General features: G+C 56.0%; 11 protein-coding genes. 5 read left to right on the top strand and 6 right to left on the bottom strand.

Annotation, left to right across the window (positions count from 1 at the left end; genetic code table 11):
* Together gorA and JTA15_RS16520 are read right to left on the bottom strand one after the other, a co-directional pair.
* On the bottom strand, positions 1-1,347 hold a 1,347-nt coding region (gene gorA, locus JTA15_RS16525; RefSeq protein WP_219372507.1), incomplete at its 3' end, for a glutathione-disulfide reductase.
* Between the two features lie 71 nt (positions 1,348-1,418).
* Positions 1,419-2,261, bottom strand: a complete 843-nt coding sequence (locus JTA15_RS16520; RefSeq protein ID WP_020884500.1) for a 23S rRNA (adenine(2030)-N(6))-methyltransferase RlmJ — start codon at positions 2,259-2,261, stop codon at positions 1,419-1,421.
* Positions 2,262-2,475: 214 nt separating this feature from the next.
* Between JTA15_RS16520 and prlC the strand changes: the two genes are divergently transcribed.
* Positions 2,476-4,536, top strand: a complete 2,061-nt coding sequence (prlC, locus tag JTA15_RS16515; protein ID WP_219372506.1) for an oligopeptidase A — start codon at positions 2,476-2,478, stop codon at positions 4,534-4,536.
* A 7-nt stretch (positions 4,537-4,543) separates the two neighbouring features.
* A complete protein-coding gene (rsmJ, locus tag JTA15_RS16510) occupies positions 4,544-5,305 on the top strand; it encodes a 16S rRNA (guanine(1516)-N(2))-methyltransferase RsmJ (protein WP_040018266.1) in 762 nt (253 codons plus the stop codon).
* A gap of 86 nt (positions 5,306-5,391) precedes the next feature.
* Here rsmJ and uspA read toward each other — a convergent pair whose 3' ends face one another.
* Positions 5,392-5,829 (bottom strand): universal stress protein UspA, encoded by a 438-nt coding sequence (gene uspA, locus JTA15_RS16505; protein WP_003861223.1) that lies wholly within the window; start codon positions 5,827-5,829, stop codon positions 5,392-5,394.
* 283 nt (positions 5,830-6,112) lie between these two features.
* On the opposite strand from uspA, the gene uspB reads away from it, so the two are divergent.
* Positions 6,113-6,448: a universal stress protein UspB gene (gene uspB / locus JTA15_RS16500; protein ID WP_003861224.1), complete on the top strand. Its 336-nt coding sequence runs from the start codon at positions 6,113-6,115 to the stop codon at positions 6,446-6,448.
* Positions 6,449-6,502: 54 nt separating this feature from the next.
* Here uspB and pitA read toward each other — a convergent pair whose 3' ends face one another.
* A complete protein-coding gene (gene pitA / locus JTA15_RS16495) occupies positions 6,503-8,002 on the bottom strand; it encodes an inorganic phosphate transporter PitA (protein WP_014172068.1) in 1,500 nt (499 codons plus the stop codon).
* 229 nt (positions 8,003-8,231) lie between these two features.
* On the opposite strand from pitA, the gene JTA15_RS16490 reads away from it, so the two are divergent.
* A complete protein-coding gene (locus JTA15_RS16490) occupies positions 8,232-9,428 on the top strand; it encodes an NAD(P)/FAD-dependent oxidoreductase (protein WP_079232025.1) in 1,197 nt (398 codons plus the stop codon).
* A gap of 32 nt (positions 9,429-9,460) precedes the next feature.
* Here JTA15_RS16490 and JTA15_RS16485 read toward each other — a convergent pair whose 3' ends face one another.
* Positions 9,461-10,399, bottom strand: a complete 939-nt coding sequence (locus JTA15_RS16485) for an NAD(P)-dependent oxidoreductase (protein ID WP_181216227.1) — start codon at positions 10,397-10,399, stop codon at positions 9,461-9,463.
* The gene (locus JTA15_RS16480) at positions 10,399-11,091 is read right to left on the bottom strand and encodes an RraA family protein (RefSeq protein ID WP_025202818.1); all 693 of its coding nucleotides are present in this window, start codon (positions 11,089-11,091) and stop codon (positions 10,399-10,401) included. The genes JTA15_RS16485 and JTA15_RS16480 overlap by 1 nt, the downstream gene beginning before the upstream one ends.
* A gap of 169 nt (positions 11,092-11,260) precedes the next feature.
* On the opposite strand from JTA15_RS16480, the gene JTA15_RS16475 reads away from it, so the two are divergent.
* Entirely contained in the window at positions 11,261-11,998 is a 738-nt protein-coding gene (locus tag JTA15_RS16475) for an IclR family transcriptional regulator (protein ID WP_020884507.1), read from the top strand.
* Positions 11,999-12,023 lie beyond the last annotated feature (25 nt).

Genomic DNA, 12,023 nt, shown 5'->3' with positions numbered 1-12,023 from the left:
CATGGTGACAAATTCTTCGGCCGCTGTCGGGTGGATCGCAACGGTGTTATCGAAGTCTTTCTTGGTGGCACCCATTTTCAACGCCACGGCGAAGCCCTGCAGGATCTCGTCCATGCCAAAGCCAATGCCGTGGATACCGACAATCTTCTCTTCCGGACCCACACAGACCAGCTTCATGCGGCATGGCTGACGGTGAGAGGTGACGGCGGTATACATCGCGGTGAACGCGGATTTATACACTTTCACCTGGTCGTCGCCATACTGCTCGCGCGCCTGAGGTTCTGTTAAGCCCACTGTGCCGATTGGCGGGTGGCTGAAGACCACGGTCGGAATGTTACTGTAGTCCAGATGCTCTTCCGGTTTGTTGTTAAACAGACGCTCAGAGAGGCGACGGCCCGCGGCAACCGCAACCGGCGTCAGTTCGACCGCACCGGTGTTATCGCCCACCGCGTAAATGCCCGGAACGCTGGTGTTCTGGAATTTATCGACAACGATATACCCTTTCTCATCGGTTTTAACGCCCGTCGCCGCCAGGTTGAAGTTGTCGTTAGCCGGTTCACGACCAATCGCCCAGATCAGGCAATCCACGGTCTGGCTACGGCCATCTTCCAGCTCAAGCGTCAGGCTACCGTCTGCATTTTTCACGACCGCTTTTGGCACGGCGTGGGTGTGCAGCGTTGGGCCTTCGGTATTCATCACTTCGACCAGCGTATCGACGATCAGCGGGTCAAAGTTGCGCAGCGGCGCGTGTTTACGCACGAACAGGTGCGTTTCTGCGCCCAGGCCATTAATCACACCGGCCAGTTCTACGGCGATGTATCCCGCGCCCACCACGGCAACACGTTCTGGCAGAGCAGGCAGCTCGAAGAAACCGTCGGAGTCGATACCGTATTCCACACCGGGAATATCCGGGTGGCTCGGACGCCCGCCGGTCGCGATCAGGATGTGATCGGCAGTGATCGTCTCACCGTTAACGTCGATCGTCTTCGCATCAACAAAGCGCGCAAAACCATGAATAACATCGACGTTGTTCTTGCCCAGCACATTGTCGTACGAGGTATGAATACGGTCGATATAGGCACTACGGCTGGCGATCAGCTTGTTCCAGTCAAAGTTATTGATGGTGGTGTCAAAGCCGTAATCCGGGCCATACATATGGATTGCTTCACGGATTTGGGCCGCATGCCACATCACTTTCTTCGGTACACAACCCACGTTGACGCAGGTGCCGCCCAGCGCTTTGGCTTCGATCAGCGCACATTTCTGGCCATACATGGCCGCGCGGTTGATGGAGGCGATGCCGCCGCTGCCGCCGCCGATTGCGATGTAGTCATAATGCTTAGTCATAGCTTTTATCCTTAATCGTGAATTGCCGCGATTGTATACCTGAAATCAATAGTTTCCACCGATGACTGCGATTACTCCGGCACGATCCAACTGACGGTGGCATGGCCCGTTCCGGCCGGCACCAGCGTCTTGTGCAGCCATGGCAGCACGTTGTTCATCTGCGCTTCGAGCTTCCATGGCGGGTTGATCACAATCATGCCGGAAGCGGTCATGCCGCGCTGGTCGCTGTCCGGGCGCACGGCCAGTTCAATTTGCAGAATTTTGCGGATACCGGTCGCTTCCAGGTCTTTGATCATGCGTTTAATTTGCGCACGCAGCACCACCGGATACCACAGGGCATAGGTGCCCGTCGCAAAACGTTTGTAGCCGTCGTTAATACCGCTCACTACCGCCTGATAATCGGTTTTGATCTCATAAGGCGGGTCGATCAGCACCAGACCACGACGGGATACCGGCGGCAGTTTGGCCTTCAACTGCTGGTAGCCATCCGCCTTTTCCACACGGGCGCGGCTGTCTTTCTGGAATTCAGAACGCAGCAGCGGGAAGTCGCTTGGGTGCAGCTCGGTCAGCTGAAGGCTGTCCTGCTCGCGCAGCAGCTGGCGGGCAATCAACGGCGAGCCAGGGTAGTAGCGCAGCTGGCCGTTGCGGTTAAAATGATTCACCACACCAATGTAGGGCTCCAGCTCTGCCGGCAGGTCGTCCTGCTGCCAGATGCGGGCGATCCCTTCCAGGTATTCCCCGGTGCGTTCGGCATGTTCGCCGCTCAGCTGATAACGTCCCGCGCCCGCGTGGGTGTCCAGATAGAGAAACGGTTTATCTTTCTCTTTGAGTGATTCAATGATCAGGCTCTGAACGGTGTGTTTAAGGACGTCGGCGTGGTTGCCTGCGTGAAAGCTGTGGCGATAACTGAGCATGAATGAATGTGTTCCAGGTAGTAAACGTAGGCCTGATAAGCGTAGCGCCATCGGGCAAAAATAGAGCGTATCGCCACAGTATACAGAAAAGTTTATCCTGCCGCGAAAGCGCAACGTCTGGCATTGAAATCCTCTACACTTATCCCCATTCTAGATCGCATATGCACAGCGCCGGATGCGCGCTTCATTCATCTTATTCAACAGGACAGCGTTTATGACCAATCCATTACTGACGCCTTTTTCGTTGCCACCGTTTTCTAAAATCCGCCCTGAGCATGTGGTTCCAGCCGTAACACAGGCGCTGGACAACTGCCGTGCGGCGGTAGAAAGCGTGGTGGCGCAGGGCGCGCCGTACACCTGGGAAAATCTGTGTCAGCCGCTGGCCGAAGTGGATGACGTGCTGGGACGCCTCTTCTCCCCGGTAAGCCATCTGAATTCAGTGAAAAACAGCCCGGAACTCCGTGAAGCGTATGAACAAACCCTGCCGTTGCTCTCTGAGTACAGCACCTGGGTTGGTCAACACGAGGGGCTGTACAAAGCCTATCGCGACCTGCGCGATGGCGACCACTATGCCGAACTCAATACCGCGCAGAAAAAATCGGTCGATAACGCTCTGCGTGATTTCGAACTCTCCGGTATTGGTTTGCCGAAAGAGAAACAGACCCGTTACGGTGAAATTGCGGCCCGTCTGTCTGAGCTGGGCAACCAGTACAGCAACAACGTGCTGGACGCGACCATGGGCTGGACGAAGCTGATTACCGACGAAGCCGAGCTGGCCGGTATGCCGGAAAGCGCGCTGGCGGCGGCGAAAGCGCAGGCCGAAGCGAAAGMGCAGGCCGAAGCGAAAGAGCAGGAAGGCTTCCTCTTAACCCTGGACATCCCGAGCTACCTGCCGGTCATGACCTACTGCGACAATCAGGCGCTGCGCGAAGAGATGTACCGTGCGTACAGCACCCGCGCCTCCGATCAGGGCCCGAATGCCGGTAAGTGGGATAACAGCCCGGTGATGGCTGAAATCCTCGCGCTGCGTCACGAGCTGTCACAGCTGCTGGGCTTTGAGAGCTACGCTTCCAAATCCCTCGCCACCAAAATGGCGGAAAATCCACAGCAGGTCCTCGATTTCCTGACTGACCTGGCGAAACGTGCGCGTCCGCAGGGCGAGAAAGAGCTGGCGCAGCTGCGCGCCTTCGCGAAAGCGGAATACGGTGTCGACGAGCTGCAGCCGTGGGATATCGCCTGGTACAGCGAAAAACAGAAACAGCACCTTTACAGCATCAGCGATGAGCAGCTGCGCCCTTACTTCCCGGAAAATAAAGCCGTTAACGGCCTGTTTGAAGTGGTTAAACGCATTTACGGGATCACCGCCAAAGAACGTACCGACATCGACGTCTGGCATCCGGACGTGCGCTTCTTCGAACTGTATGACGAGAAGAACGAGTTGCGCGGGAGCTTCTACCTGGATCTGTACGCTCGCGAGAACAAACGCGGCGGTGCATGGATGGATGATTGCGTCGGGCAGATGCGTAAAGCGGACGGCTCCCTGCAGAAGCCGGTGGCGTACCTGACCTGTAACTTCAACCGTCCGGTGAATGGCAAGCCTGCGCTGTTTACCCATGACGAAGTGATTACCCTGTTCCACGAGTTCGGCCACGGCCTGCACCATATGCTGACCCGTATCGAAACCGCAGGCGTTGCCGGTATCAGCGGTGTGCCATGGGATGCGGTCGAACTGCCAAGCCAGTTTATGGAAAACTGGTGCTGGGAGCCGGACGCGCTGGCGTTTATCTCCGGCCATTACGAAACCGGCGAGCCGCTGCCGAAAGAACTGCTGGATAAAATGCTGGCGGCGAAAAACTACCAGGCGGCGATGTTTATCCTGCGCCAGCTGGAGTTCGGCCTGTTCGACTTCCGTCTGCACGCCGAGTTTAGTCCGGAGCAGGGGGCGAAAATCCTCGAGACGCTGGCCGAGATCAAAAAGCAGGTCGCCGTTATTCCTGGCCCAACCTGGGGCCGCTTCCCGCACGCGTTCAGCCATATCTTCGCGGGCGGCTATGCGGCAGGCTATTACAGCTACCTGTGGGCCGACGTGCTGGCGGCGGATGCGTTCTCTCGCTTTGAAGAAGAGGGCATTTTCAACCGTGAAACCGGCCAGTCGTTCCTTGATAACATCCTGACGCGCGGCGGTTCTGAAGAGCCAATGGTGCTGTTCAAACGCTTCCGTGGCCGCGAGCCGCAGCTGGATGCGATGCTTGAGCACTACGGAATTAAAGGCTAACCGTTACGTGAAGATCTGTTTAGTCGATGAAACAGGCGCCGGAGACGGCGCCTTATCTGTTCTGGCCGCCCGCTGGGGGCTGGAGCATGATGATGAAAACCTGATGGCGCTGGTGATGACGCCGGCGCATCTGGAATTACGTAAGCGTGACGAACCCAGGCTCGGCGGGATATTTGTCGATTTTGTGGGGGGCGCCATGGCGCACCGGCGCAAGTTCGGCGGCGGTCGCGGTGAAGCGGTTGCCAAAGCGGTTGGCGTCAAAGGAAGCTATCTTCCGGACGTGGTGGATGCCACGGCGGGTTTAGGGCGCGATGCGTTTGTCCTGGCCTCGGTAGGGTGTCACGTGCGGATGCTGGAGCGCAATCCGGTCGTGGCCGCGCTGCTCGACGACGGGCTGACGCGCGGCTATGCCGACCCGGAGATTGGACTGTGGCTGCAGGCGCGCTTGCAGTTGATTCACGCCTCCAGCCTGACGGCGCTGACCGATATCACTCCGCGTCCGCAGGTGGTCTACCTCGACCCGATGTTCCCGCATAAGCAGAAAAGCGCGCTGGTGAAGAAAGAGATGCGGGTGTTCCAGTCGCTGGTCGGACCGGATTTAGACGCGGATGGTTTGCTGGCGCCTGCTCGTCAGCTAGCCACGAAGCGCGTGGTGGTGAAACGCCCGGACTATGCGCCGCCGCTGGCGGACGTGGCCACGGCCAATGCGGTGGTTACCAAAGGGCACCGGTTTGATATTTATTCGGGGACGCCGGAACAGGAAGGTTAGGGTGTGCAGTTTGATGCTGTCACCCCAACCCGCGCTGGAAAGAGGCTCGAACGGTTCCCTCTCCCTTTGGGAGAGGGAAAGCAGACTTACTCGTCTTCTTCGTCACGCAGTGGAACAATCAGCATATCCACATGAACGGTGTTAATCAGCTGACGCGCGGAAGACATCAGCTTGCTCCAGAAGTCCTGGTGGTGACCACAAACGACCAGGTCCATATCGTATTTCTTAATCGCATCAACCAGCACCTGACCCAGATCGCCGCTGCCGCTTAAGGTTTCGGTGATAGGGTAGCCCGCGTTGGTGGACAGTTCGCTCAGGGCGTGGTGTGTCTCTTCAGAGATGCGTTTCTGCATATCACCGAGATTGACGTCAATCAGACCGGTATAGAGGTCGGAGTAATTCACATCAACGTGGATAAGAGAAACTTTCGCGTTGTAAGGGCGTGCCATGGATACCGCTTTATCAACCAGCACTTTACTCTCCGGAGAGAGGTCTACCGCGATGAGAATGTGTTTGTAAGCCATAGTGTTACTCCTTCCTTAAGTTATCGATGACTAAATGGAAAAGCCGTCGTCTGATGCTTTCATTACGGCCCAGTAAAACATATTTTTCAAGCTTTGGTGTTGATAACGATTAACCTTGTGGCAAAAAAATTAACGGATCTCCTACACTATTTAATGAGCCGTTCGGATATTAAAACGCGAACCGGATCGACTTTTGTTCATTCTTTCACTGAACTGTCTGTCAGGGCACTGGAGTGCGGTAGCTCAGAGGCCTTGCTTCGTGGGCGTACGCCGGGGAGGATGTATGATTAGCACCGTCGCATTGTTTTGGGCGTTATGCGTGGTTTGCATAGTGAATATGGCGCGCTACTTCTCATCGTTACGTGCGCTGTTAGTGGTACTTCGTGGTTGCGATCCGTTGCTTTATCAGTATGTGGACGGTGGAGGGTTCTTCACCTCGCACGGACAGCCCAGCAAGCAGATGCGTCTGGTAGGGTATATCTATTACCAGCGCTATCGCGATCACCACGATGAAGAGTTTATTCGCCGTTGCGAGCGTCTTCGCCGTCAGTTCATTTTAACCAGCGCCCTGTGTGGTCTGGTTGTGGTCAGCATGATTGCCTTGATGATTTGGCACTGAGCATAAAAAAAGCGGGTCAGTTTCCTGACCCGCTTTTTTATCGCGTTCTGCCGATTAGATAAGCTTCAGCGAAATCCAGTACAACCCACCCGACAGCAGGATAGAGGCCGGAAGGGTAAATACCCAGGCCATCAGAATGTTGGTCACGGTTTTGCGTTGCAGACCGCCGCCGTCAACAATCATGGTCCCTGCCACGGAAGAGGAGAGTACGTGGGTGGTCGAAACTGGCATACCGGTATAGCTCGCCAGACCGATTGAAACCGCCGCCGTCATCTGCGCGGACATACCCTGCGCATACGTCATGCCTTTCTTACCGATCTTCTCGCCGATGGTGGTCGCCACACGACGCCAGCCAATCATCGTACCGATACCGAGAGCCAGTGCGACAGCCATGATGATCCAGATTGGCGCGTACTCAATAGTATTGAGCATATCGCCTTTCAGTTTCTTCAGCAGACGCTGGTCGTCAGCATTCACTTCTGGCAGCTTCGCCACTTTATCCGTGACATCAGAGATGCACAGCATAATGCGACGCAGTTGACCACGTTGCTCAACGGACAGTTTGTCGTAGCTTTCGATATTACCCAGCATGCCTTTGGCACGTTCCAGCGCGTTAATCGCGTTTGCCGGATGGCAGTGGAATTCGCCCGGCGCAGTGGTAGCGCCTGCTTCAGGAGAAGGGATCAACTGGTCAACGCCGGTTGCCTTCTTCAGCAGCTCAGGGTGTTGCTGGAAATAGATTTCAACGTTGTTCACCGCATCACGGGTACGGGTGATTTCGTAACCGGAGGCGTTCATGTTAACCACGAATCCCGCCGGTGCGACGCCAATCAGTACCAGCATTACCAGACCAATGCCTTTCTGACCGTCGTTCGCACCGTGAGAGAAGGCAACGCCGATAGCGGAAAGGATCAGGGCAATCCGCGTCCAGAATGGCGGCTTTTTCTTGCCGTCTTTCTTCTCACGCTCTGCCGGCGTCAGGTGAATACGGGAGCGTTTTTTCGTATTGCTCCAGTAACGACGCAGGATGAAAATCAATCCGCCTGCGACCACCAGACCCACGATAGGGGAGACAATCAGTGAGGCGAAAATTCCCAGCACTTTCGGGATGTTTAACGCATCAACAACCGAGGTACCGGTCATGAGGGCATTCGTTAACCCAATACCGATAATCGCGCCGATGAGGGTGTGAGAACTGGATGCAGGCAGGCCGAAATACCAGGTACCGAGGTTCCAGATAATTGCAGCAAGCAGCATTGAGAACACCATAGCGAGGCCATGGCCAGAACTAACGTTGAGAAGCAGATCCGTTGGCAACATATGCACGATCGCATATGCAACGCTCAGTCCACCCAGAAGAACACCAAAAAAGTTAAATACCGCCGCCATAACAACCGCGAGCTGCGATCGCATTGCGCGAGTGTAGATAACCGTTGCTACTGCGTTTGCAGTGTCGTGGAAGCCGTTGATCGCTTCGTAAAACAGTACAAAAACCAGAGCAAGCAATAATAAAAGCCCGGTATGTAAATCCAGGCCAGCAAACAAATGTAGCATAGGACGTTACGCCATTTTGAGGACATGAACGCGGCGCATTATCCAGGACAAATGCGCGGCGGGCAAAGTGAAATATAGCTTTTTTTTGATATAACTTCGGCTTTGTTGGCGTTAGGTAAAGAAATATATTTTATATTTCAAGTATATGACTGATATCTCGGTTAATTGCGCTGGTGTGACCACAGAGGAAACTTTACAATCCGCGGCAGTTAACGAAGAGGATTTTGACGTGGAAAGGTTTGATGCCGTGGTAATTGGCGCCGGTGCGGCGGGTATGTTTTGTGCGGCGATGGCCGGACAGGCGGGTCGTCGCGTGCTGTTGCTGGATAACGGTAAAAAGCCAGGACGTAAAATTCTGATGTCCGGTGGCGGGCGTTGCAACTTTACAAATCTCTATGTCGAACCCGCAGCTTATCTGAGCCAGAACCGTCATTTTTGCAAATCGGCCCTGGCGCGTTACACCCAGTGGGACTTTATCGACCTGGTGGGTAAGCACGGTATCGCATGGCATGAGAAGACGCTGGGCCAGCTGTTCTGTGATGACTCCGCCCAGCAGATTGTCGATATGCTGGTGGCCGAGTGCGAGAAGGGCGGCGTGGTGATGCGCCTGCGCACGGAAGTGCTGGAGGTGTCCCGCGATGAGCAGGGCTACACGCTGCAGTTAAATGGGGAAAGCGTCAGCGCCGATAACCTGGTGATTGCCAGCGGTGGCCTCTCCATGCCGGGGCTCGGTGCTTCACCATTCGGCTACAAGATTGCCGAACAGTTTGGCCTGAACGTGCTGCCCACCCGTGCGGGGCTGGTACCGTTCACCCTGCATAAGCCCCTGCTGGAACAGCTCCAGACGCTTTCTGGCGTTTCGGTGCCATCGGTCATTACGGCTGAAGACGGTACGGTGTTCCGTGAAAACCTGCTGTTTACCCACCGTGGTCTTTCCGGCCCGGCGGTACTGCAAATTTCCAGCTACTGGCAGCCGGGGGAGTTTGTCACGGTTAACCTGCTACCCGAATGCGACCTGGAGGCTTTCCTCAACGAGCAACGCGCGGCGCACCCGAATCAAAGCCTGAAAAACACGCTGGCCATGCAGTTGCCAAAACGTCTGGTGGAATGTTTGCAGGTGCTGGGGCAGATCCCCGATGTGTCGCTCAAGCAGCTTAACAGCCGCGAACAGGAGGTGCTGGTTGAGACGCTGACAGCCTGGCGGGTGCAGCCCAACGGCACCGAAGGCTACCGCACGGCGGAAGTGACGCTTGGCGGGGTCGACACGAATGAACTCTCCTCACGCACCATGGAAGCGCGCAACGTGCCGGGGCTCTATTTTATTGGTGAGGTGATGGATGTGACCGGCTGGCTCGGCGGATACAATTTCCAGTGGGCATGGGCAAGTGCCTGGGCGTGCGCTCAGGCGCTGGCAGAAGACAAGTGACATAAGAGCACTGCCACTCGTCACAGATAGCTTTACGGGCTGACGGTGGTTACGTCAGTTACAGCAAGAATATTGCTCGCGGCCACTGTCCCCATCTTGATATATGACGCTGCGGTAACGCCGCCAATATGCGGTGAAATAACCACGTTTTCTACGGACTGCCAGAGGTGCGGCGCCGTCAGCGGCTCGTGGGTAAAGCTGTCCAGCGCTGCGCTGTGCAGCGTGCCATCCCTGAGCGCCGCCAGTAACGATTCATCGTCGATCAGTCCGCCGCGTGCCGTATTTACCAGAATTGCGTTCCGCTTGCAGTGTGCGAGCGTCTGGCTATTGATCATCCCCCGATTCTCATCGGTCAGCGGACAGTGCAAAGAGATGACATCGGAACGGGAAAGAAGTCCATTCAGCGTTTCTGCGCGTTCACACAGGGCAGGCATGGACTTAGCATAGGGATCGTAAGCCAGCACCTTCATGCCGAATGCGTGGCCAATATGTGCCACACGCGAGCCGATAGCACCCAATCCGATGAGCCCTAACGTTAAGCCCTCCAGTTCAATGGATTTATGCGTTGCCTTATCCCAGTGCCCGTCTCGCAGGCGCTTGTCCAGAGGTACCACCGACTTTGCGCAGGCGAGGATCTGCGCCCAGGTATGTTCAGCCACTGCCGCCGCGTTTGCACCTGGCGCAGCGCGGACGGCGATGTTGCGCTCGGACGCTGCCGTCTGGTCTATCACATCGATCCCGCTTCCGTGCTTGGAAATAACCTGCAGAGCGGGGGAGGCATCCATGACTTTCGCGGTAATCTTGCCGTAACGTACCAGAATCGCCACAGGATTGTGTCGTTCACACAGCGCGATCAGTTCATCTTCTGTGGGCTGGCGGCCCGCAAACACCACCTCAAAGCCCTGCAACATCACCATGGCCTGCTCCGCCAGGTCGCTTCCGGTAACCAGAACTACGTCTTTGCCCCCCATCACAGCGTCTCCCCGTCATCTAACATACCTGCCTTACGAAGCGCGTCATCAAGCCAGTGTGGACGTAAATCGCCTTCACGGATGGCGGCAAGGCGTCGGGTCTCCATCTCCAGCTTTCCTTTTGCCAGCGCGATAACTTCCTGAACCTCATCGCGCGGGATGACTACCACGCCGTCGATATCCGCGACAACCAGATCCCCGGCCTGAACCGTCGCCCCGGCGACTGAAATGGGATGATTAACCCGACCAGAAATTAGCTTTGTCGGGCCGCAGGGGTTCAGACCGGCAGAAAAGACAGGGTAGTGACCTTTGCTCAAGGTATCGGCGTCTCGTACAGCGCCGTCAATAATAATGCCCGCAATGCCGCTCGCCTGAGCCTGAGTGGCCATGATTTCCCCAAGCAGCGCGCAGCTCAGGTCGCCTTTGCCATCGACGATCAGGACATCGCCGGGCTGCGCCACCGCCATCGCGGCATGAATCGCCAGATTATCACCCGGACGGACTTCAACGGTGATGGCCGGACCCGCAACGGACATGTGTGGGGCCAGCGGTTTGATGCGGCCATGAAGCGTACCGCGGCGACCGGCCACGTCGGCCAGAATAGCGGCCTGATACTCGGCAGCCCGACGAACGTCCTCGGCAGAAACGCGATCAAACTGGCGATTAATCGGTTTTTTTTCAGTAACGGACATGAATGCCTCCATATTGTTTTACTAAGTACAATGCAGGTGTACAGTGCAAAACAACTATAGCGGTGTTGCTTTCCTTTTAGCCAGACCCAAGATGGCGTTTGTGATGTAAACACGAAGTGACTCACAAAATTTGAGGTACACTCACTGCCGGGCTAACAAGGAGATAATGATGGGGAATGAAGGCGTTGTAGCGGTTGAAAAAGCGCTGGCTTTACTGGATTGCTTCCGTCCTGGAGATGAGAGCCTGACGCTGACCGCGCTGGCACAGCTATCGGGTTATCACAAAACCACGGTTTACCGCTTGATGAATTCTCTTGAACGGATGAATTACGTCGTCAGGCATGAAGACGGCAATTATGCGCTCGGCCCACGTCTGCTTTACCTCGGCAAGCTGTATGAACAATCTTTCCATCTTTCCCGAGTGGTTCAGCCAGAGCTTCAGGCCTTATCCCTGGCGTCTCAGGAGAGTGCCAGCTGGTATGTGCTGGAGGGAGGGCAGCGGCTTTGCCTGTTTCGCGCTGAAGCGTCGCATGGCCTGCGACACAGCAATCTTCCCGGTAGCCAGTTTCCGCTCGATAATTCGGCCATCAGTAAGGTATTACGCCATTGGGGGCTCAATGAGAGTCTGCCGGAGGGAGACGCTGAACTCCCATTCTACACGTCAGGCGCACGCGATCCCCACACCGCTGCGTTTGCGATGCCTGTCTTCGGCGTTCACGACAAGCTGGTTGCGGCGTTAGCCCTGACCGGCCCCATCTCACGGCTGACGGAAGATCGTCGTGAGAAGGAGATAGGTCAGTTGATGAAGGCGGCAGCAAGCCGTCTGTCGCAGAAAATGGGAGCCAGTAAGCTCTTCTGTCAGCAGTTTTTTGGGGAGACGAGCGATACGGCGGAAGAACATCTTTAAATGCAGAAGCGGGACAATTGTCCCG

It is taken from the genome of Enterobacter sp. BIDMC 29 (genome assembly GCF_019378755.1).
Taxonomy (GTDB): Bacteria; Pseudomonadota; Gammaproteobacteria; order Enterobacterales; family Enterobacteriaceae; genus Enterobacter; species Enterobacter ludwigii.
Note: the sequence above shows the minus strand (reverse complement) of the source record. Positions and strands in the feature narration are given on the sequence as shown.